General features: G+C 34.7%; 33 protein-coding genes. 32 read left to right on the top strand and 1 reads right to left on the bottom strand.

What is annotated here, in order from left to right:
* The first annotated feature begins 1 nt into the window (after position 1).
* From rplW to ctlX, 32 genes are all read left to right on the top strand, one after another.
* Positions 2–292, top strand: coding sequence for a 50S ribosomal protein L23 (rplW, locus tag M666_RS01005; RefSeq protein ID WP_024479352.1), 291 nt, complete (start codon positions 2–4; stop codon positions 290–292).
* A 19-nt stretch (positions 293–311) separates the two neighbouring features.
* Entirely contained in the window at positions 312–1,136 is an 825-nt protein-coding gene (gene rplB, locus M666_RS01000; RefSeq protein WP_024479353.1) for a 50S ribosomal protein L2, read from the top strand.
* A gap of 13 nt (positions 1,137–1,149) precedes the next feature.
* Positions 1,150–1,428, top strand: a complete 279-nt coding sequence (gene rpsS / locus M666_RS00995; protein ID WP_024479354.1) for a 30S ribosomal protein S19 — start codon at positions 1,150–1,152, stop codon at positions 1,426–1,428.
* Between the two features lie 3 nt (positions 1,429–1,431).
* Positions 1,432–1,839 (top strand): 50S ribosomal protein L22, encoded by a 408-nt coding sequence (rplV, locus tag M666_RS00990; protein WP_024479355.1) that lies wholly within the window; start codon positions 1,432–1,434, stop codon positions 1,837–1,839.
* Between the two features lie 2 nt (positions 1,840–1,841).
* Positions 1,842–2,561, top strand: a complete 720-nt coding sequence (gene rpsC / locus M666_RS00985; RefSeq protein WP_024479356.1) for a 30S ribosomal protein S3 — start codon at positions 1,842–1,844, stop codon at positions 2,559–2,561.
* 19 nt (positions 2,562–2,580) lie between these two features.
* Positions 2,581–3,000: a 50S ribosomal protein L16 gene (rplP, locus tag M666_RS00980; RefSeq protein ID WP_024479357.1), complete on the top strand. Its 420-nt coding sequence runs from the start codon at positions 2,581–2,583 to the stop codon at positions 2,998–3,000.
* A 19-nt stretch (positions 3,001–3,019) separates the two neighbouring features.
* A complete protein-coding gene (gene rpmC / locus M666_RS00975) occupies positions 3,020–3,211 on the top strand; it encodes a 50S ribosomal protein L29 (protein ID WP_024479358.1) in 192 nt (63 codons plus the stop codon).
* 13 nt (positions 3,212–3,224) lie between these two features.
* On the top strand, positions 3,225–3,482 hold the full coding sequence (gene rpsQ / locus M666_RS00970; protein ID WP_013549448.1) for a 30S ribosomal protein S17: 258 nt from the start codon (positions 3,225–3,227) through the stop codon (positions 3,480–3,482).
* Between the two features lie 2 nt (positions 3,483–3,484).
* Complete coding sequence (rplN, locus tag M666_RS00965) at positions 3,485–3,853, top strand: 50S ribosomal protein L14 (protein ID WP_013549447.1); 369 nt, start codon at positions 3,485–3,487, stop codon at positions 3,851–3,853.
* A gap of 13 nt (positions 3,854–3,866) precedes the next feature.
* Positions 3,867–4,181 (top strand): 50S ribosomal protein L24, encoded by a 315-nt coding sequence (gene rplX / locus M666_RS00960; RefSeq protein ID WP_024479359.1) that lies wholly within the window; start codon positions 3,867–3,869, stop codon positions 4,179–4,181.
* A 2-nt stretch (positions 4,182–4,183) separates the two neighbouring features.
* Positions 4,184–4,735, top strand: coding sequence for a 50S ribosomal protein L5 (gene rplE, locus M666_RS00955; protein ID WP_024479360.1), 552 nt, complete (start codon positions 4,184–4,186; stop codon positions 4,733–4,735).
* Between the two features lies 1 nt (position 4,736).
* Positions 4,737–5,006 carry a 30S ribosomal protein S14 gene (gene rpsN, locus M666_RS00950; protein WP_024479361.1) on the top strand — a complete coding sequence of 90 codons (270 nt, stop codon included), beginning with the start codon at positions 4,737–4,739 and terminating at the stop codon, positions 5,004–5,006.
* A 68-nt stretch (positions 5,007–5,074) separates the two neighbouring features.
* The gene (gene rpsH, locus M666_RS00945; protein ID WP_013549443.1) at positions 5,075–5,473 is read left to right on the top strand and encodes a 30S ribosomal protein S8; all 399 of its coding nucleotides are present in this window, start codon (positions 5,075–5,077) and stop codon (positions 5,471–5,473) included.
* A 19-nt stretch (positions 5,474–5,492) separates the two neighbouring features.
* A complete protein-coding gene (gene rplF / locus M666_RS00940; protein WP_024479362.1) occupies positions 5,493–6,035 on the top strand; it encodes a 50S ribosomal protein L6 in 543 nt (180 codons plus the stop codon).
* An 11-nt stretch (positions 6,036–6,046) separates the two neighbouring features.
* Positions 6,047–6,403, top strand: coding sequence for a 50S ribosomal protein L18 (gene rplR / locus M666_RS00935; protein WP_024479363.1), 357 nt, complete (start codon positions 6,047–6,049; stop codon positions 6,401–6,403).
* Between the two features lie 6 nt (positions 6,404–6,409).
* The gene (rpsE, locus tag M666_RS00930; RefSeq protein ID WP_024479364.1) at positions 6,410–6,934 is read left to right on the top strand and encodes a 30S ribosomal protein S5; all 525 of its coding nucleotides are present in this window, start codon (positions 6,410–6,412) and stop codon (positions 6,932–6,934) included.
* An 11-nt stretch (positions 6,935–6,945) separates the two neighbouring features.
* Complete coding sequence (rpmD, locus tag M666_RS00925) at positions 6,946–7,125, top strand: 50S ribosomal protein L30 (RefSeq protein WP_024479365.1); 180 nt, start codon at positions 6,946–6,948, stop codon at positions 7,123–7,125.
* Between the two features lie 12 nt (positions 7,126–7,137).
* Complete coding sequence (gene rplO / locus M666_RS00920; RefSeq protein ID WP_029445351.1) at positions 7,138–7,590, top strand: 50S ribosomal protein L15; 453 nt, start codon at positions 7,138–7,140, stop codon at positions 7,588–7,590.
* Between the two features lie 10 nt (positions 7,591–7,600).
* Positions 7,601–8,941, top strand: a complete 1,341-nt coding sequence (gene secY / locus M666_RS00915; RefSeq protein ID WP_024479367.1) for a preprotein translocase subunit SecY — start codon at positions 7,601–7,603, stop codon at positions 8,939–8,941.
* 3 nt (positions 8,942–8,944) lie between these two features.
* Positions 8,945–9,160, top strand: a complete 216-nt coding sequence (gene infA / locus M666_RS00910) for a translation initiation factor IF-1 (RefSeq protein WP_013549436.1) — start codon at positions 8,945–8,947, stop codon at positions 9,158–9,160.
* Between the two features lie 9 nt (positions 9,161–9,169).
* Positions 9,170–9,286, top strand: coding sequence for a type B 50S ribosomal protein L36 (ykgO, locus tag M666_RS20165; RefSeq protein WP_010181906.1), 117 nt, complete (start codon positions 9,170–9,172; stop codon positions 9,284–9,286).
* Positions 9,287–9,288: 2 nt separating this feature from the next.
* Entirely contained in the window at positions 9,289–9,663 is a 375-nt protein-coding gene (gene rpsM, locus M666_RS00905) for a 30S ribosomal protein S13 (protein WP_024479368.1), read from the top strand.
* Between the two features lie 105 nt (positions 9,664–9,768).
* Positions 9,769–10,161, top strand: a complete 393-nt coding sequence (gene rpsK / locus M666_RS00900; RefSeq protein WP_024479369.1) for a 30S ribosomal protein S11 — start codon at positions 9,769–9,771, stop codon at positions 10,159–10,161.
* 108 nt (positions 10,162–10,269) lie between these two features.
* Positions 10,270–10,875, top strand: a complete 606-nt coding sequence (rpsD, locus tag M666_RS00895; RefSeq protein ID WP_024479370.1) for a 30S ribosomal protein S4 — start codon at positions 10,270–10,272, stop codon at positions 10,873–10,875.
* A gap of 17 nt (positions 10,876–10,892) precedes the next feature.
* A complete protein-coding gene (locus tag M666_RS00890) occupies positions 10,893–11,885 on the top strand; it encodes a DNA-directed RNA polymerase subunit alpha (RefSeq protein WP_025614031.1) in 993 nt (330 codons plus the stop codon).
* A gap of 55 nt (positions 11,886–11,940) precedes the next feature.
* The gene (gene rplQ / locus M666_RS00885; protein ID WP_024479372.1) at positions 11,941–12,444 is read left to right on the top strand and encodes a 50S ribosomal protein L17; all 504 of its coding nucleotides are present in this window, start codon (positions 11,941–11,943) and stop codon (positions 12,442–12,444) included.
* A 96-nt stretch (positions 12,445–12,540) separates the two neighbouring features.
* A complete protein-coding gene (gene carA, locus M666_RS00880; protein WP_029445352.1) occupies positions 12,541–13,653 on the top strand; it encodes a glutamine-hydrolyzing carbamoyl-phosphate synthase small subunit in 1,113 nt (370 codons plus the stop codon).
* 116 nt (positions 13,654–13,769) lie between these two features.
* Complete coding sequence (gene eno / locus M666_RS00875) at positions 13,770–15,065, top strand: phosphopyruvate hydratase (RefSeq protein WP_024479374.1); 1,296 nt, start codon at positions 13,770–13,772, stop codon at positions 15,063–15,065.
* A gap of 126 nt (positions 15,066–15,191) precedes the next feature.
* A complete protein-coding gene (locus M666_RS00870) occupies positions 15,192–16,733 on the top strand; it encodes a glycogen synthase (RefSeq protein ID WP_029445353.1) in 1,542 nt (513 codons plus the stop codon).
* 137 nt (positions 16,734–16,870) lie between these two features.
* Positions 16,871–18,154 (top strand): citrate synthase, encoded by a 1,284-nt coding sequence (locus M666_RS00865; RefSeq protein WP_029445354.1) that lies wholly within the window; start codon positions 16,871–16,873, stop codon positions 18,152–18,154.
* A gap of 120 nt (positions 18,155–18,274) precedes the next feature.
* The gene (locus tag M666_RS00860; RefSeq protein ID WP_024479377.1) at positions 18,275–19,186 is read left to right on the top strand and encodes a dimethylarginine dimethylaminohydrolase family protein; all 912 of its coding nucleotides are present in this window, start codon (positions 18,275–18,277) and stop codon (positions 19,184–19,186) included.
* A 67-nt stretch (positions 19,187–19,253) separates the two neighbouring features.
* Entirely contained in the window at positions 19,254–20,183 is a 930-nt protein-coding gene (gene ctlX, locus M666_RS00855) for a citrulline utilization hydrolase CtlX (protein WP_029445355.1), read from the top strand.
* A gap of 4 nt (positions 20,184–20,187) precedes the next feature.
* Here the strand turns inward: ctlX and M666_RS00850 are convergent, their stop codons facing one another.
* Complete coding sequence (locus tag M666_RS00850) at positions 20,188–21,675, bottom strand: BCCT family transporter (protein WP_029445356.1); 1,488 nt, start codon at positions 21,673–21,675, stop codon at positions 20,188–20,190.
* Positions 21,676–21,683 lie beyond the last annotated feature (8 nt).

Below are 21,683 nucleotides of genomic sequence, written 5' to 3'. Positions count from 1 at the left end.
CATGAGTGTGTTGATAAAGCCAATTATAACAGAAAAAATGACTTCAGATAGTGAGTTGTACAATCGTTATGGCTTCATTGTGAACCCTAAGGCGAATAAGCTTCAGATTAAAGAAGCTGTTGAATCTACTTACGGGGTTTCAGTTGAGAAAGTTAGAACTATGAATTACGGGCCTTCAAGAAAGACTCGTTATACGAAAACCGGAGTGCAACATGGTAAATCTAATGCTTATAAGAAAGCAATAGTACAGGTTTCTGAAGGGGATATAATCGATTATTACAGTAATCTATAATTAAGACTAAAGACAAAAAATGTCAGTTAGAAAATTAAAACCAATCACTCCAGGACAGCGTTTTAGAGTAGTAAACGGATTCGACGCGATTACTACTGATAAGCCGGAGAAGAGCTTGCTTGCTCCGTTAAAAAAGTCCGGAGGTAGAAACAGTCAAGGAAAGATGACTATCCAACACAGAGGTGGTGGTCATAAGAGAAGGTATCGTTTGATAGATTTCAAAAGAGACAAGCAAGGAGTTGCTGGTGTCATTGATTCTATTCAGTATGATCCTAACAGAACAGCATTCGTAGCTTTAGTGAATTATGCTGATGGAGAGAAAAGATATGTAATAGCACAAAACGGAATGCAAGTGGGTCAGGAGATTTCTTCTGGTGCAGATGCTACTCCTGAAATTGGAAATGCACTTCCTTTAAGTGCTATTCCTTTAGGTACTATTATTTCTTGTATAGAACTACGTCCAGGACAAGGTGCTGTTATGGCAAGAAGTGCTGGTACATTTGCTCAATTAATGGCTAGAGACGGTAAGTTTGCTACGGTAAAACTTCCTTCAGGTGAAACTAGATTGATTCTAGTTTTATGTTTAGCTACGATTGGGGCGGTATCTAATTCTGATCATCAATTACTTGTTTCTGGTAAAGCCGGTAGAAGTAGATGGTTAGGTAGAAGACCAAGAACAAGACCGGTTGCAATGAACCCTGTCGATCACCCAATGGGTGGTGGTGAAGGTAGAGCTTCAGGTGGTCACCCAAGATCTAAGAACGGTATACCTGCTAAAGGTTATAGAACTCGTTCTAAGACTAAGGCTACAAATAGATATATATTAGAACGTAGAAAGAAATAAAAAGTAGAAAGAAATGGCACGTTCACTAAAAAAAGGACCTTACGTTCACTTTAGTTTAGAAAAGAAAGTTCAACAGAATATAGATTCTGGTAAGAAGACTGTAGTTAAGACTTGGTCAAGAGCTTCAATGATAACACCAGATTTCGTTGGTCAAACTATCGCTGTTCATAATGGTAGACAATTTGTTCCTGTATATGTTACAGAGAATATGGTTGGTCATAAATTAGGAGAATTTTCACCAACTAGATCTTTTAGAGGTCATGGTGGTTCGAAAAATAAAGGAAAAAAGTAAGCTATGGGAGTTCGTAAAAAACAAATGGCCGAAAGAATAAAGGCAGAGAAAAAGCAGATTGCTTTTGCGAAATTGAATAATTGTCCAACTTCACCAAGAAAGATGCGTTTAGTAGCTGATTTGGTAAGAGGGGTTCAAGTGGAGAAAGCACTGGCAATTTTAAAGTTCAATTCTAAAGAAGCTTCTCGTAAATTAGAGAAATTGCTTTTATCAGCTATTGCAAACTGGCAGGCTAAAAATGAGGATGCTAGTATAGAAGATGCTGACCTTTTTATTAAAGAGATAAGAGTTGATGGTGGCGCTATGTTGAAAAGACTTAGACCGGCACCTCAAGGTAGAGCACACAGAATTAGAAAACGTTCCAATCACGTAACATTAGTGTTGGATTCTAACAATAATGTACAAAGCTAGGTATGGGACAAAAGACAAATCCAATCGGAATTCGTTTAGGCATCATTAGAGGATGGGAGTCTAACTGGTATGGTGGAAATGATTACGGTGATAAATTAGCCGAAGATAACAAGATCAGAAAATATGTTCATGCTCGTTTAGCGAAAGCTAGTGTATCAAGAGTTATTATTGAGCGTACTTTAAAACTTATTACTATTACTATTACAACTGCAAGACCTGGTATTATTATCGGTAAAGGTGGTCAGGAAGTAGATAAGTTGAAAGAGGAGCTTAAGAAAATTACTGATAAAGAGGTTCAGATTAATATTTTTGAAATTAAAAGACCTGAGTTAGATGCAAATCTTGTAGCGGCTAGTGTTGCTCGTCAAATTGAAAATAGAATTTCATTTAGAAGAGCAATTAAAATGGCAATTGCTGCAGCGATGCGTATGAATGCTGAAGGTATTAAAATTCAAATTTCTGGACGTTTAAATGGAGCGGAAATGGCTCGTTCTGAATCTTATAAAGATGGAAGAATACCATTATCGACTTTTAGAGCAGATATCGACTATGCTTTACATGAAGCACATACTACTTATGGAAGATTAGGTATCAAAGTGTGGATTATGAAAGGTGAGGTTTATGGTAAAAGAGATTTATCTCCTTTAGTTGGTATGGAAAAAAGCCAAGGTGCTAAAGGTGGTAAGCAAGATGGTAACAAGAAACCACGTCGTAGAAAGTAATTTTTAAAGAAGTAGAAAAATGTTACAACCTAAAAGAACCAAGTTTCGTAAGACACAGAAGGGTAGAATGAAAGGGATCTCTGGAAGAGGTCATCAGCTTTCAAATGGTATGTTCGGTATAAAATCTTTAGATACAAGTTTTATTACATCAAGACAGATAGAGGCAGCGCGTATTGCTGCTACTAGATATATGAAAAGAGAGGGGCAAATGTGGATTAAAATATTTCCAGATAAGCCTATTACCAAAAAACCTCTAGAGGTTCGTATGGGTAAAGGTAAAGGTGCTCCTGAATATTTTGTTGCTGTGGTTTTACCTGGTAGGATTATGTTCGAAATCGCTGGGGTGTCTCAGGAGATTGCTAAAGAGGCGTTACGTCTTGCAGCGCAGAAATTACCTGTTAAAACAAAGTTTATTGTTGCTAGAGATTATTCAGCTTAATTTTTAATTGTAAGGAATTATGAAACAATCAGAAGTAAAGGAATTATCTGTTGAGGAGTTAGGCTCTAAATTAGCTGAGGCTAAGAAGCAACATTCAGATTTGAAAATAGCGCATAGCGTTACTCCGTTGGAAAACCCGCTTCAAATAAGAAAAGCGAGAAGAACAGTGGCTAGAATAGCGACAGAATTAACTAAAAGGGATAACCAATAACTGGTTCTGCTTTATGGAAAAAAGAAACTTAAGAAAAGAGAGAGTAGGAGTTGTTACTAGCAACAAAATGGAGAAATCAATTGTGATTTCAGAAGTTAAGCGAGTAAAACACCCTATGTACGGAAAGTTCGTATTAAGAACTAAAAAATATGTTGCACACGATGAGGCAAATGATTGCAATATTGGTGATACAGTAAGGATAATGGAAACACGTCCTTTAAGTAAAACTAAGTGTTGGAGATTGGTTGAAATCATTGAAAGAGCTAAATAATTATGTTACAGCAAGAATCAAGATTAAAGGTAGCTGACAATACTGGGGCAAAAGAAGTTTTGACCATTAGAGTGTTAGGTGGTACAAAAAGAAGATATGCTTCTGTAGGAGATAAAATAGTAGTAGCGGTTAAAGAAGCTACTCCTAATGGTACTATTAAAAAAGGTGCTGTTTCTACTGCGGTTGTAGTTAGAACTAAAAAGGAAGTAAGAAGACAAGATGGTTCTTACATTCGTTTTGATGATAACGCATGTGTTCTTTTAAATCCAACTGGAGAAATGAGAGGTACACGTGTTTTTGGACCTGTAGCTAGAGAACTTCGTGATAAGCAATTCATGAAAATTGTATCATTAGCTCCAGAGGTGCTATAACATTTAGAAACAGATGAAAAAGCTAAAAATAAAAGTAGGAGATATCGTAAGAATCGTAGCTGGAGACCATAAAGGTGTGGAAGGTAAGATTATGAAGATTGATTTTGATAAGAACAAGGCGATTGTTGAAGGTGCTAATATGGTATCTAAGCATGAAAAGCCTAGTGCTAAAAATCCTCAAGGTGGTATCGTAAAGAAAGAGGCACTTTTACACATATCTAATTTAGCATTGATTGATGCTAAATCTGGTAGCACTACGAGAGTAGGTTACGATGTTAGAGATGGGAAAAAAGTTAGAGTCTCTAAAAAATCTAATGAAGTAATATAGTTATGGCTTACGTTACAAGGTTAAAAACAGAATACAATGAGCGCATTATTGGCGCTCTTAAAGAAGAGTTTGGGTATAAGAACGTTATGCAGGTTCCTAAGCTAGAGAAGATAGTTGTTAGTAGAGGTGTAGGTGCAGCTGTAGCAGATAAGAAGTTAATAGACCATGCGGTTGATGAATTAACTACAATTACTGGTCAGAAGTCTGTAGCTACTATTTCTAAGAAGGATGTTGCTTCTTTTAAGCTTAGAAAAGGTATGCCAATCGGTTGTAAGGTTACTTTAAGAGGTGAAAGAATGTTTGAATTTCTTGATCGTTTAGTTACTAGCGCACTTCCAAGAGTTAGAGATTTCCAAGGAATTAAGGCTACTGGCTTTGATGGACGTGGTAATTATAATCTTGGTGTTACAGAGCAAATTATTTTTCCTGAGATAAATATTGATAAAATCAATAGAATCAACGGAATGGATATTACCTTTGTAACTTCTGCAAAAACAGATAAAGAGGCTAAATCATTATTAACTCAATTGGGATTACCTTTTAAAAAGAATTAAGATGGCTAAAGAATCGATGAAAGCCCGCGAGGTTAAAAGAGAAAAAACTGTAGCAAAGTACGCTGAGAAGAGAAAAGCTTTGAAAGAAGCTGGAGACTACGAAGGGTTACAGAAACTACCTAGAAATGCTAATCCGGTACGTTTACATAATAGATGTAAGCTTACAGGTAGACCTAGAGGTTACATGAGAACATTTGGTGTTTCGCGTGTAACTTTCAGAGAAATGGCAAATGAAGGGTTAATACCAGGAGTTAAAAAAGCTAGCTGGTAGTCAATTTAAATATTAACTGGTATCAGGTTTAGCGCATTGCTAAAAACCAATACTGCAAATTAGTACATATGGTAACAGATCCAATTTCGGATTACTTAACAAGAATTAGAAATGCGAGTAGCGCTGGGCACAGAGTTGTCGAGATTCCTGCATCTAATTTGAAAAAAGAAATGACTAAAATATTATTCGAACAAGGATATATTTTAAGTTATAAGTTTGAACCAAATAAGGTTCAAGGCACGGTGAAAATAGCTTTGAAGTATGATAAGCTAACTAAAGAACCTGTGATAAAAAAAATTATGCGTATAAGTAAGCCAGGTCTACGTAAGTATGCTGGTTCTACTGATTTACCAAGAGTACTTAACGGATTGGGTATTGCTATCGTTTCAACTTCACATGGGGTTATGACGAGTAAGCAAGCTAAGCTAGAAAAAGTTGGTGGTGAAGTATTATGTTACGTTTATTAATACTATAAAGATTTAAGAAATGTCTAGAATAGGTAATAATCCAGTTGCGATACCTCAGGGAGTAACCGTTGAGATAAAAGATAATTTAATTACTGTAAAAGGTAAGTTGGGTGAGTTAACTCAAGAATATAGCGCTGTTGAAGTAAAGGTTGAAGATGATCAAGTTTTTGTAACTAGATCTTCTGATACTAAAGAGCATAAAGCTAAGCATGGTCTTTACAGATCTTTGGTTAACAATATGATCGATGGTGTATCAAAAGGATGGACTAAAGAATTGGAACTTGTAGGTGTAGGTTATAGAGCAAGTAACCAAGGTCAAAGATTAGATTTGGCTTTAGGTTTTTCTCATAATATAGTTATAGATCTTGCTCCAGAGGTTTCAATTGAAACTGTATCTGAAAAAGGAAAAAATCCAATTATTAAGTTAACGTCTTTTGACAAACAATTAGTAGGTCAAGTAGCTGCTAAAATAAGATCTTTCCGTAGACCAGAGCCGTATAAAGGAAAAGGTGTTAAGTTTGTTGGAGAACAATTAAGAAGAAAAGCTGGTAAGTCAGCATAATAAGTAGAATTATGGGATTATCAAAGACTGAAAGAAGACAGCGAATTAAGAGAAGAATACGTAAAGTTTCTTTTGGTACTGCTGCAAGACCGAGATTATCGGTTTTTAGAAGTAACAAAGAAATTTATGTACAAGTTATAGATGATAACAGTGGGGTAACTTTAGTTGCAGCATCTTCTAGAGATAAGGAGATAGTTGATGTTAAAGGAACTAAGACTGAAATAGCTAACTTAGTAGGTAAAACTATTGCGGAAAAAGCAAAGAAAGCTGGTGTTGAGACAGTAGCTTTTGATAGAGGTGGTTGTTTATATCACGGTAGAGTAAAATCATTAGCTGAAGGAGCTAGAGAAGCAGGACTTAAATTCTAAATATATATGTACCAGAAATACAAAAACGTAGAAGTTGTAAAACCAGGAGGTCTTGATTTAAAAGATCGTTTAGTTGGTGTACAAAGAGTTACTAAAGTAACAAAAGGTGGTAGAGCATTTGGTTTCTCTGCTATCGTTGTTGTTGGTGACGAAAATGGCGTAGTTGGTCAAGGTTTAGGTAAGTCTAAAGAAGTTGCTACTGCTATTTCTAAGGCTATTGATGACGCTAAGAAAAATTTAATTAGAATTCCTTTAATTAAAGGAACAATACCTCACGAACAAAAAGGTAAGTTTGGTGGAGCTAGAGTTTATATTCAGCCTGCATCTCATGGTACCGGGGTAATTGCTGGTGGAGCTGTAAGAGCGGTACTTGAAGCAGTTGGGGTTCATGATGTATTATCAAAATCTCAAGGGTCTTCAAACCCACACAACGTTGTTAAGGCTACATTTGATGCATTATTGCAGATTAGAGATGCTAAGACGGTTGCTACACAAAGAGGAATTTCTCTTGAAAAAGTTTTTAAGGGATAAATTAAGGTATTATGGCAAAAGTTAAAGTTACACAAGTTAAGAGTGGTATTAAAAAACCTCTTAGACAGAAAAAAACTCTTGAAGCACTTGGTTTAAGAAAATTAGGTCAAGTTGTAGAACATGAGAATACCCCTAGTATTATGGGTATGATAGCTAAAGTTAATCACTTAGTTTCAACTGAGGAAGCTTAAAAAAATATAAAGATGAATTTAAATAGTTTAAAACCAGCTGAAGGCGCTGTTCACCGTGCAGGTAAGATTGTAGGACGTGGGCAAGGTACTGGAAAAGGTGGTACTGCCACTAGAGGTCACAAAGGTGCTAAATCTAGATCTGGGTATTCTAAAAAGATTGGTTTTGAAGGTGGGCAAATGCCACTTCAAAGACGTGTTCCTAAATTTGGTTTTACAAATATTAATAGAAAGGAATACGCTGGTATTAATTTAGATAAGTTGCAATTACTTGTAGATAATGGTATCGCTAAAGATGCTATTAATTTAGATGTATTGGTTCAAAATAGATTAGCCCGAAAATCTGATTTAGTTAAAATATTAGGTGGAGGTGAATTAAAAGCGTCTCTTAAAATATCAGCACATAAATTTACTGCTACTGCTAAAGCGGCTATAGAAGCTGCTGGTGGCGAAGCAATAAGTTTATAAGAAATACACTATGAAGAAATTTTTCGAGACATTATCTAATATTTGGAAGATTGAAGAGTTAAAAGGAAGAATCCTTGTTACTCTTGGTTTATTGTTAGTATACAGATTCGGGGCGCAAATTGCGCTCCCGGGTATTGATACAGCGCAACTAGGAGCCTTAACTTCTGGTACAGAAAACGGAATCTTTGGAATATTAAATGCTTTTACAGGGGGTGCTTTTGCAAAAGCCTCTGTTTTTGCATTGGGTATTATGCCTTATATCTCTGCTTCTATTGTAGTGCAATTAATGGGAATAGCTATTCCTTACTTGCAGAAACTTCAGAAAGAAGGTGAAAGTGGAAGAAAGACTATCAATCAAATTACAAGATGGTTAACTATCGGTATCTGTATCTTACAGGCTCCAACTTATTTATTAGGTTTAAGTCAGTTTGGTGTGCCGGATAGTGCTTTTGTTCTTGGTAAAGGTCTTGATTTCATGATTCCTGCGGTTATTATCTTAGTAACTGGAACTGTATTTGCAATGTGGTTAGGGGAGAAAATTACGGATAGAGGTATCGGTAATGGTATTTCTTTATTAATTATGATTGGTATTATTGCTACATTACCTCAAGCCTTTGCTCAAGAAGCTATTTCGAGATGGGAAGGAACAGGAGGTCCAATGTTAGTTTTAATTGAAGTTATTATCTGGTTTGTGGTAATCCTACTAAGTGTTTTATTGGTAATGGCTACTAGACAAATACCGGTGCAATACGCTCGTAGATCTGCTTCTGGTGGATATGAGAAAGATGCTATGGGAACTAGACAGTACATTCCTTTAAAGCTTAATGCTTCTGGTGTTATGCCAATTATCTTTGCACAGGCAATTATGTTTGCTCCTGGATTAATTGGAAAGACATTTAATGAAACAGCATGGGGGCAATGGATGGAAGTTCAATTCCAAGATATTTTTGGATTGGCTTACAATTTGTTATTTGCATTTTTGATAATTGTATTTACATATTTTTATACGGCAATCACGGTTCCGACAAATAAAATGGCTGATGACTTAAAAAGAAGCGGCGGTTTTATCCCTGGAATTAGGCCTGGAGCAGAAACTGGCGATTTTTTAGATAAGATTATGTCTTTAATTACGTTACCAGGATCTATTTTCTTAGCTTTGCTGGCTGTATTGCCTGCAATTGTAGTTAAGTTAATGGATGTTCAACCAGGTTGGGCCATGTTTTATGGTGGTACATCACTATTAATTATGGTTGGTGTTGCAATAGATACAGTACAACAAGTTAATTCGTATTTGTTAAATCGTCATTATGATGGGTTAATGAAGACAGGTAAAAATAGAAAGGTAGCGTAAGTTATGGCTAAGCAATCAGCAATAGAGCAAGACGGTAGCATAATTGAAGCATTATCAAATGCAATGTTTCGTGTAGAGTTAGAAAATGGACATGTTGTTACAGCCCATATTTCAGGCAAGATGCGTATGCATTATATAAAATTACTTCCAGGTGATAAGGTAAAATTAGAAATGAGTCCTTATGATTTGAGTAAAGCAAGAATTACATATAGATATTAAGATAATAGGATGAAAGTTAGAGCATCATTAAAGAAAAGAAGTGCCGACTGCAAAATTGTTCGCAGAAAAGGTAGATTGTACGTAATAAACAAAAAGAATCCTAGATTTAAACAAAGACAAGGGTAGTTATGGCAAGAATTGCAGGTGTTGATATACCAAAACAGAAAAGAGGGGTAATTGCTCTTACTTATATCTTCGGAGTAGGTAACAGTAGAGCTAAAGAAATTTTAGCAAATGCCCAAGTAAGTGAAGATACAAAGGTGTCTGATTGGAACGATGATGAAATCAGTCGTATTCGTGAGGCAGTTTCTGCTTTCACTATCGAGGGTGAACTTCGTTCTGAGACTCAATTAAACATTAAACGTTTAATGGACATTGGTTGTTACAGAGGTATTCGTCATAGATCTGGTCTTCCGTTAAGAGGACAGAGAACGAAGAATAATTCTAGAACTAGAAAAGGTAAGAGAAAAACTGTTGCTAACAAGAAAAAAGCAACTAAATAAAAATTAGACAGTAGTCATTAGTATTTGGACGTTAGAAGAATCTGCTTGAAATCGAAAGGTTTAGGATTCCAATAACTCAGAACTAACAACTAGAAACTTAAAAATATGGCAAAGTCAAATACAAAAGTTGCAAAGAAACGTAAGGTTATTGTAGAATCTGTTGGTGAAGCTCACGTAACAGCATCTTTCAATAACATTATTATTTCTTTGACAAATAAAAAAGGTGACGTAATTTCTTGGTCGTCTGCAGGTAAAATGGGATTCAGAGGTTCTAAGAAGAACACTCCTTATGCAGCTCAAGTTGCTTCTGAAGATTGTGCTAAAGTTGCACATGAAGCAGGACTAAGAAAAGTGAAAGTTTACGTTAAAGGACCAGGAAATGGTAGAGAATCTGCAATACGTTCTTTACATAATGCTGGTATTGAAGTTACAGAAATTATTGATGTAACACCAATTCCACATAATGGTTGTAGACCACCAAAAAGAAGAAGAGTTTAATTATAATTACTAATAGTCCTTTTAAAATAGGATATTTCACAGAAAGTATTGATACGATTATCGAAGGATAAGCCTTAATTCATAATCATACTTTCAAACAACAAGAAGATGGCAAGATATATAGGACCAAAAACTAAAATTGCTCGTAAATTTGGCGAAGCAATATTCGGAGATGATAAATCTTTTGAAAAAAGAAATTTCCCTCCAGGACAACACGGAAACGCTAGACGTCGTGGAAAAAAATCTGAGTATGCTGTTCAGTTAATGGAAAAGCAAAAAGCTAAGTACACTTACGGTATATTAGAAAAACAATTTAGAAACATTTTCGCAACTGCAAAGAGAAAAGAAGGTGTTACTGGTGAAATTTTACTTCAATTATGTGAATGTCGTTTAGATAACGTTGTTTTCAGAATGGGAGTTTCTAACTCTAGAAGTGGAGCTAGACAATTAGTATCACACAGACATATTACTGTTAACGGAGAGTTAGTAAACATTCCTTCGTATTCTTTAAAAGCAGGGGATGTTGTTGGTGTTAGAGAAAAGTCTAAATCAATTTCTACAATACAAGATTCGTTAGCTGCTAACAGTAGTGTTTACGAATGGATGACTTGGAATACTGAAAAAATGGAAGGTACTTTTGTTGCTGTTCCTGAAAGACTTCAAATTCCAGAGAATATCAAAGAACAATTAATCGTCGAGTTATACTCTAAATAAACAACACTGATCCAATTATGGCATTATTTAATTTTCAAAAACCCGATAAAGTTATAATGATTGATTCGACAGATTTCGAAGGGAAGTTTGAATTCCGCCCTTTGGAACCTGGTTATGGATTGACTGTTGGAAATGCTTTAAGAAGAGTATTACTATCTTCTTTAGAAGGTTTTGCAATTACCTCTATTCGCGTAGATAAAGTAGAGCATGAATTCTCTGTTATATCTGGTATCGTAGAAGATGTAACTGAAATTATTCTAAACCTTAAGCAAGTTCGTTTTAAAAGACAAATTGAAGATGTAGATTCTGAAACTGTTTCTGTTTCGGTAAGTGGTAAAAACCAACTTACAGCAGGGGATTTTCAAAAATTTATTTCTGGATTTCAAGTACTTAATCCTGATCTAGTAATCTGTAATATGGATGCTAAAGTTAACTTCAATATGGAGTTAGTTATTGAAAAGGGTAGAGGTTATGTTCCTGCTGAGGAAAATAAGAAGTCTGGTGCTCCAATTGGTACGATAGCTATTGATTCTATCTTTACACCTATTAAGAATGTAAAATATAGCATTGAAAACTTTCGTGTAGAACAAAAGACCGATTACGAAAAATTAGTTTTCGAAATTGAATCTGATGGTTCTATCGCTCCAAAGGATGCTTTAACAGAAGGTGCTAAGGTTTTAATACACCACTTTATGTTATTCTCTGATGAGCGTATCACTTTAGAAGCTGACGAAATTGCACAAACTGAAACTTATGACGAAGAGTCCCTACACATGCGTCAGTTATTAAAAACAAAATTAGTAGATATGGATCTTTCGGTTCGTGCTCTAAATTGTTTGAAAGCTGCGGAAGTAGATACTCTAGGAGACTTAGTTTCTTTTAATAAAAATGATTTAATGAAGTTTAGAAACTTCGGTAAAAAGTCATTAACAGAGCTTGAAGAACTTGTAATCAATAAAGGTTTAAGTTTCGGTATGGATCTGTCAAAATATAAATTAGATAAAGATTAATTTTACTTCTGTTGGAAGAGAAAATCTCGGATAAGGAAGAAAATAGAATAAAGTAATGAGACACGGTAAAAAAGTTAATCACTTAGGTAGAAAGAAGGCGCATAGAGTTGCAATGCTTGCAAATATGGCTTGTTCTCTTATCGAACACAAAAGAATAAACACAACTGTAGCAAAGGCTAAAGCTTTAAAGCAGTTTGTTGAGCCATTGATCACTAAGGCTAAGACTGAGAATAATCAGACTACTGAGAAAGGAACACACAATAGACGTGTTGTTTTCAAGAACCTTAGAGATAAATATGCTGTAACTGAGTTATTCAGTACGGTAGCAGAAAAAATAGCTGACCGTCCAGGTGGTTATACTAGAATTATTAAGTTAGGTACTCGTTTAGGAGATAACGCTGATATGGCGATGATCGAGTTGGTAGATTTTAATGAGCTTTACAATGCTTCTAAAACTCCAGCTAAGAAAACTACTAGAAGAGGAAAGGCTAAGAAATCGGACGCTCCGGCGGCTGAGGCTTCTCAAGAAACTAATCAACCAGAAAGTTCAGAAGAATAAGATGGTTTATAAGTATTAATATTAGAAAAGGATAAGTTGAAAAGCTTATCCTTTTTTTTGTGTTATTTTGTAAAATATTTAATATAATTCCTAAAAATGAAGTATCAAACTAGAAAAAAAGCTCTTATTTTATTAGCTGATGGAACTATTTTTTATGGTAAAGCAGTAGGTGATAAAGAAGGAACAGCATTCGGGGAAGTGTGTTTTAACACTGGAATGACGGGGTATCAAGAAATATTTACGGATCCATCTTATTTTGGTCAATTGATGGTGACAACCAATGCCCATATTGGAAATTATGGAACCAATTCTGAAGAAATTGAATCTGATAGTGTTAAAATATCTGGTTTAATTTGTAAAAACTTTAGCTATACTTTTTCTAGAGCTATAGCAGACCTAAGTTTAGAAGAATTTTTAGATAATAATAAATTGTTTGCGATATCTGACGTTGATACACGAGCTCTTGTGAGTTATATTCGTGACAACGGAGCACAGAATGCAGTTATCTCAACAGAGGTTGATAATATTGATGGTCTAAAGGAGCAATTGAAAAACATTCCTAGTATGGAAGGTTTAGAATTGGCTTCTAAAGTTTCTACTAAAGAACCTTATTTCTATGGTGATGAGAATGCCCCAGTAAAAATATCAGCCTTAGATATTGGGATCAAAAAGAATATTCTTAGAAACTTAGCTAAAAGAGGTGCTTATATAAAAGTATATCCATACAATACTTCTTTTAAAGAAATGCAAGATTTTGAACCAGATGGGTATTTCATTTCTAATGGCCCAGGTGATCCTGAGCCATTAACAGACGCGATTCAAACAGCTAAAGATATCATAGCAAACGATGAAACTTTGTTCGGAATATGTCTAGGACATCAAGTAATTGCCTTGGCTAATGGTATTTCTACCTATAAAATGCATAATGGTCATAGGGGAATTAACCATCCTGTTATGAATTTAATTACAGGTAAGGGTGAAATTACTTCTCAGAATCATGGCTTCGCTATTAATAGAGAAGAAACAGAGGCTAATACAGCTATAGATATTACCCATGTGCATCTCAATGATAAAACTGTAGCAGGAATTAAAATGAATGCTAAGAATGTATTTTCTGTTCAATATCATCCAGAAGCGAGTCCTGGACCTCATGATGCAGAATATTTATTTGATCAGTTTTTTGATATGATTAAAGTTAAAGCCAACTAAAACGTTATAGTTTAAATAAAGGTTATTTGTCACAGTTTTTAAGGGATTGAGGGCGTTTTCTAACACCTTACTTTTGTATATTTGCTGTGTATTTCAACATTAAAATATAAAAATATATGAGTATCATAATTAGCATTCATGCAAGACAGATTTTAGATTCAAGAGGTAACCCTACGATAGAAGTAGATGTGTTTACTGAAAATGGTGTAATGGGAAGAGCTGCGGTTCCTTCTGGAGCATCAACTGGAGAACATGAAGCTGTTGAACTTCGTGATGGAGGTAAAGCTTTTATGGGTAAAGGTGTTACAAAAGCTATTGCTAATGTAAATACTGATATAGCAGAAGAAATTATTGGAATGTCTGTTTTTGAGCAAAATCTTATCGATCAAACAATGATTGAATTAGATGGAACGCCAAATAAATCAAAATTGGGTGCTAATGCTATTTTAGGAGTTTCTTTAGCGGTTGCAAAGGCAGCAGCGGAAGAATTAGGGATGCCTTTATATAGATATATTGGTGGGGTTAGTGCTAATACATTGCCAGTACCTATGATGAATATCATTAATGGTGGTTCTCACTCAGATGCTCCTATTGCATTTCAAGAATTCATGGTAATGCCAGTTAAGGCAGAAAGTTTTTCACATGCAATGCAAATGGGAACTGAAATCTTCCATAATCTTAAAAAAGTATTACATGATAGAGGTTTAAGTACTGCGGTTGGTGATGAAGGTGGTTTTGCACCAAATTTAGCCGGTGGTACAGAAGATGCTTTAGATACTATTGCAAAAGCAGTAGATAAAGCAGGATACAAACTTGGGGATGACGTAATGATCGCTTTAGATTGTGCTGCAGCTGAGTTTTATGTAGACGGAAAATACGATTATACGAAATTTGAAGGCGATACAGGGGTTATTAGAACTTCTGAAGAGCAAGCGCAATACTTAGCAGATTTAGCGGCTAAATACCCAATCATATCTATCGAAGATGGTATGGATGAAAATGACTGGGATGGTTGGAAATCTTTAACAGAAAAGATTGGCGATAAAGTTCAATTAGTGGGTGATGATTTATTCGTAACTAATGTAGAGCGTCTTTCTAAAGGGATAGAAAATGGAATAGCAAATTCTATTTTGATTAAAGTAAACCAGATTGGTACCTTAACAGAAACAATTGCTGCAGTAAATATGGCTAAAAATGCTGGTTATACTTCAGTAATGTCTCACCGTTCAGGAGAAACAGAAGATAATACCATTGCAGATTTAGCGGTAGCATTGAATACAGGTCAAATTAAGACCGGTTCTGCTTCGAGATCTGATCGTATGGCAAAATACAATCAATTGTTAAGAATTGAAGAAGAGTTAGGTAGTGTTGCTTATTATCCGAAGGATAAAGCTTTTAAGCTAAAGAAGTAATTTTATAATTATTTAAAGCCTTTCTAATTTAGAAAGGCTTTTTTTTTGAGAAAATTTTAATCTATGAATTATTATAGGAATTAAATAATTATCTTGAACATAGATTCTAATGCAATATCCTCCTAAATGAATAATTTTCTTTTTGTTGCCGCTGAAAATGATGCTATACCTAAATGTAAAGCAGGTGGAATGGGTGATGTGGTCAGAGATGTTCCGCGTCAAATTTCAAGAAAGGGTGATAGTGCCCATATTGTGGTTCCCGCATATTCAAGGCTTCATAGGGAAGGGACATTCCTAATGCATTTAAATTTTCAATTAAGAGGGCAAGATTATACGGCAGAACTGTATAGAGTTCAACCTAAAAAGGACTTTGAAAATTTAACGCATTATGTAATTCATCATCCTGAAATTCAACCAGGTGATATTGCACATATTTATCATAATGATCCTACGGAACCTTTTTTTAATGATGCCGTAAAATATTTTATATTCTGTACAGCTGTAGCAGAAGCTGTAAACCAAAACGCATTTGGTGATTTAGATATTGTTCATCTGCATGATTGGCATTCAAGCTTACTTTTGTTTTTAAGGAAATACCATCCATCTTATGAGAAACTCAAGCAATTACGCTTTGTGTATACCATTCATAATTTGGCGATACAAGGCATAAGACCTTTTGGTGGTAATTATTCGTCTATTCAGAACTTCTTTCCTGAAATTCCTATTGATTATGATAACCTAAGAGATCACCGGTATTGGGATTGTATTAACCTAATGGCGGTAGGGGTGCGGCTTGCAGATGCGGTACATACAGTGTCTCCGTCTTATAAAGAGGATATTTTGGTGCCAAGTAATCCGCCAGATTTTATTGGAGGAGAGAGTTTAGAGGCAGATTTGCAAAATGCGGACTTAGAAGGTCGGTTATTTGGTATTCTCAATGGCTCTAATTATAATAATATTAGGGCTGCGGAAAAAGGCAGGCTATATCGTAATATTATAAGAGCTTTATTTGGTTGGTTGCAAGAAGAATCAAAGAAATATAAGTATGACTTTTTAGCGCATACGGGTGAGAAGATAATGGACTATGTAGAGCATAAGCCAGATTTTATTGTGTCTAGTGTAGCCAGACTTACAGAGCAAAAGTTTTATTACATTAAACATTCCCCAGAAGCGTTTATTGAGATCTTAGAAAAGTTAGCGAAGGTCAATGGTGTGTTTATGTTGTTAGGAACAGGTGCTCCGGAATATGAGGAAATGTTTCGCGAAATTAGTTACAAGCACAAGAATTTTATTTTCACCAATGGTCAGTCAGAAGATCTAATCGATAGCATTTATTTAGAGTCCGATCTTTATTTTATGCCTAGCCTATTTGAACCTTGCGGAATAAGTCAAATGCTTGCTATGAGAAATGGACATCCTTGTCTAGTACATCACACAGGAGGGTTAAAAGATACCGTTCAACATTTAAAAACAGGCTTTAGTTTTGATGGAACAACTACCGATGAGAAAATTAGAAACATGGTAGATTCTTTTGATTTGGTGTTAGATATTTTCTTAAATGATAAACCTCAATGGAAAAAAATTAAAGCGAATGCTAAAAAAGAGCGCTTTACCTGGGATAAAAGCGTCGATGAATATTATAAATTTCTTTATGCTATAACGATATAGTAGACTTTGGTCTCTATTTGTTCAAAATAAGCAAAAGAATTCTTTATTTGTTAATAATACAATAAATGATTTTTTTTGAATTGTTAATGGCACGCCTTTTTCTTAAATTTACGGAGTACTAAAAGTTAAAAAAACACATGTCAGACAAAGCTATATTAGAATACAAAGGGAATACTTATGAATTCCCTGTTATAAAAGGTACAGAGGAAGAATTAGCAATAGATATCAAAAGTTTAAGAGCAGCAACTGGAATGATCACAATTGATCCAGGCTACAAAAATACAGGCTCTTGTGAAAGTGCTATAACTTTCTTAGATGGTGAAAAAGGAATATTGCGTTACCGTGGATATTCAATTGAAGAATTAGCAGAAAAAGCAGACTTTTTAGAAGTTGCTTATTTACTAATATTCGGAGAACTTCCTAATAAAGAACAACTAGAGAAATTTCATTCAGATATAAAATCTGAGTCTCACGTAGATGAGGAAATGAAAAAAATCTTAGATGGTTTTCCTAAGTCAGCACATCCAATGGGTGTATTATCTTCTTTAACAAGTGCATTAATAGCTTTTAATCCAAGTTCTGTAAATGTAAGTTCTGAAAAAGAAATGTATTGGGCAATAGTGCGTATTATGGCTAAATTCCCAGTTTTAGTAGCTTGGACTTTACGTAAGAAAAAAGGATTGCCATTAGATTACGGAGATGACTCTTTAGGGTATGTTGAGAATATTCATAAAATGATGTTCAAGAAACCTAATCAAGAATACAAAAAAGATAAAACTATTATTGATGCATTAGATAAACTTTTAATCTTACATGCAGACCACGAGCAAAACTGTTCTACTTCTACAGTACGTATAGTAGGTTCTTCTCATGCTGGTTTGTTTGCGTCATTATCTGCAGGTATCTCTGCATTATGGGGACCACTTCATGGAGGTGCTAACCAAGCAGTATTAGAAATGTTAGAAGCTATTGAAGCTGATGGTGGTGATACTAAAAAGTACATGGCTAAAGCAAAAGATAAAGAAGATCCTTTTAGATTGATGGGCTTTGGTCATAGAGTTTATAAAAACTTTGATCCTCGTGCTAAAATCATCAAAAAAGCAGCGGATGAAGTTTTAGGAGATTTAGGTATTGAAGATCCAATTTTGTCTATTGCTCAAGGTTTAGAGAAAGAAGCATTAGAAGATCAATATTTTGTAGATAGAAAATTATATCCTAATGTAGATTTTTACTCAGGAATAATTTACAGAGCTTTAGGAATCCCGACAGAAATGTTTACAGTAATGTTTGCATTAGGTAGACTACCAGGTTGGATTGCTCAATGGAGAGAAATGAGATTAAAAGGTGAGCCAATAGGTCGTCCAAGACAAGTATATGTTGGAGAAAACTTAAGATCTTTTGTTCCTGTCGAAAAGAGATAAATTTTCTTAAAATAATATTATTCTAAACTGCCTTTTTGTTTTTTACAAAAAGGCAGTTTTTTATTAATAGATTCTTATTTTTGCCCTCAATAATTACTAATTATTCAATTTATATTTTTTATGCTTGATTTGAACATTAAGGATGAAACTTCAAAACTAAAGGCAGTCATTTTAGGAACTGCTAAAAGTTGTGGACCTACTCCAAAACCAGAAGAAGCTTACGATCCAAAATCACTAGAACATATCTTAGCAGGAACTTATCCTGTAGAAGCAGATATGATATTGGAAATGGATGCTTTTGAACACGTTTTAAAAAAACACGATGTTCAGGTTTTTAGACCAAAAATTTTGAAAGATTGTAATCAAATTTTTTCAAGAGATATAGCCTTTGTCATTGATGATTTTTTCTTTAAGGCCAATATATTACCAGATAGAGAGGAAGAGTATTTAGCTATAGGAGATGTTATTTCTCAAATAGATCCAGCAAAAGTAATTCAGCTTCCAGAAGAAGCTCATATTGAGGGTGGTGATGTAATGCCATGGAATGATTATATTTTCATAGGAACCTACACCGCTGAAAACTATTCGCATCATATAACGGCAAGAACAAATAAGCTTGCGGTAGAACACATTACAGCTTTATTTCCTCATAAGATTGTAAAATCTTTTGAGCTAAGAAAGTCAACCAATGCAAGAGAAAACGCTTTGCACTTAGACTGTTGTTTTCAACCTATAGGAAAAGACAAAGCCATCTTGCATAAAAATGGTTTTCTAATCGAAGAGGAATACCAGTGGTTGCTAGATTATTTTGGAAAAGAAAACGTTTTTGAAATTACGAGCGATGAGATGTACAATATGTTTAGCAATGTATTTTCAATTTCTCAAGAGGTTATTGTTTCAGAAAAGAATTTTACGAGATTAAATACCTGGTTAAGAGAAAAAGGCTTCACGGTAGAAGAAATACCGTATGCCGAGATTTCGAAACAAGAGGGATTGTTACGCTGTAGTACGATGCCTTTAATTCGGGAATAAATTAAGTGAATTTCCATAAGAAAATTCACTTAAAAGTATAATTTTACAAGATATATTAAGGAAATTTATGCAAGTTACCAACACTATTTTAATGATTAGACCTGTCGCTTTTCGTATGAATGAGCAGACGGCTGTAAATAATTTTTTTCAAGAAGATCTTGATCTTAAAAATGTAGAAATTAATAAAAAAGCGCAAGTAGAATTTGATGCTTTTGTTGTAGCCTTAAGAGATAAAGGGATACACGTGGTCGTGGTTGACGATACTTTGAGTCCGGATACTCCTGATTCTATCTTTCCAAATAATTGGATATCATTTCATAAAGAAGGTATCGTTGGTCTGTATCCAATGTTTGCAGAGAATAGAAGAAACGAGCGTCGTGAAGATGTCTTGGATATTTTAGAGGAAGAAGGTTTTAAAATAAATGATATTGTTGATTATACTTCGGCAGAAGACGATGATTTCTTTTTAGAAGGAACGGGTAGTATCTGTTTAGATAGGTTAAATAAAAAAGCTTACTGTGCATTGTCAGACAGAGCAGATGAAGAGTTATTTATTGAGTTCTGTGAAGATTTCGATTATTTCCCTGTAATTTTCACTGCCAATCAATCTGTAGATGGCAAACGTATGCCCATCTATCATACCAATGTAATGATGGCTCTAGGTGAAACCTTTGCGATCATATGTTCTGATACTATTGATGATAAAAAAGAGCGTAAAAGTGTCTTAGATCACCTTCATAATGATGGCAAAGAGATTATAAGAATCACAGAACAACAGATGCACCAGTTTGCGGGGAATATGCTTCAAGTATTAGGAGCAGATAATAAGCGCTATTTGGTCATGAGTTCTGCGGCCTATACTAGTTTAACAGCAGATCAACTAAAAGCAATTAATGCACATTGTGAAATTATTCACAGTTCTTTAGATACGATAGAAACTTGTGGTGGTGGTAGTGCACGTTGTATGATGGCAGAAGTGTTTTTACCTAAAAAATAAAGAATTACTTTTTCTTCAAAACTTCTTTTAAGAATACCCATGCCATAAAAATGCTAAAAAAAGCAAAAGGCAAAGAGGTAATAATTAATAGTTTTTGAACAGCGGTAAGTACATCAATTTCAGGTTTTACATTCCCTAAAACTAATAATGCTATAGTGGCAATCAGAATAATTGCAGACCATAATAATCTGTGTTTTTTACTCGGGTTCTTTTTGCCACTATCCGTAAACATACTCAATACAAAAACGGCAGAATCTACAGAGGTTACTAGAAAGCTAGCCAATAGAAAAAGAGTCACCATATTGAGCAAAAAGGCAAAGGGATAGTTTTCGAGAAACACAAAAATGGAAGAAAAAACATTCCCAAACTCATTGTTATAGCTTCCCCATGTTTCCACAAGTTCAAAAGCTGAGGATCCAAATACTGCAAACCAGAAAAAAGTTCCTAAAGAAGGAATAATTAATACGCCTAATAATAGCTGTCTAAGCGTTCTTCCTTTTGATATTCTAGCAATAAATATTCCAGTAAATGGTGCCCATGCTAGCCAAAATGCCCAGTAATAAAACGTCCAATCAGATAAGAAATTCATTCCAGGGTTATAGCTTCCCAAAGCTAAACTCATGGGGATGAAATCTAGTATATAGTGATAGGTAGCACTGAAAAAGTTACTTAAAATTAATGGTACATCACTAAAAACAAACGTAAATATTAGAATACTTAGGGCTGTGATAATATTTAATTTTGATATCATCTTAATTCCTTTATTTACCCCCATCCAGGCACTATAGGCGGCTACAATAACAATTATGGTGGTAAGGCCTATAGTTAAATTCAAATCAAAATCTTCCTTAAATAAATGATTGATACCTCCTTTAATTTGGGTGGTTCCTAAGCCTACCGCTGCAATTAATCCAAAAATGGTGGTGAGTATGGTCAGGATGTCAATTCCGTATAACAGTTTTTTATTAGGTAAGGTATTAGAAACCGTTTCGCTAATTAAAGTCTTCTTTTTTCGGACAAATAATGCATATGCTATGACCATTGCGAACAAACCATAAAACGCCCACGCGGTAAAGCCCCATTGGTAAAACGTAAATTCTAAGGCAAGAATTTCTGGAGCTAAATTTGAGGTGTACGGAGGATTTTGTTGCATATAAATTGGCTCCTGTACTGCTCTTAGTAATATTCCTGCACCCATTCCTGCGCTATAGAGCATAGCAATCCACGACCATAGAGAGTATTCTGGTTTTGAATTTTCTTTGCCTAATTTTAATTTGCCTATGGGAGAAAAAGCAATAATAAGCAAGAAAAAAACACAGGCTAAGCCTAAGTATAAATAGAAATACCCAAAATAGGTACGTACCCATAAAGACCAATCACTGATGATGATATAGCTGCTTTCTGTAGCGAAAAAAGCAATTAGGGATAATAGCAATAATATACCAATAGAAAATGGTAGTAATGGGTTTTTTGTACGTGTTTTAAGTGTCAAATTAGATG

Origin of the sequence: Cellulophaga baltica 18 (assembly GCF_000468615.2) — a bacterium.
GTDB lineage: Bacteria > Bacteroidota > Bacteroidia > Flavobacteriales > Flavobacteriaceae > Cellulophaga > Cellulophaga baltica.
This window is presented reverse-complemented; position numbering and strand designations above follow the sequence as displayed.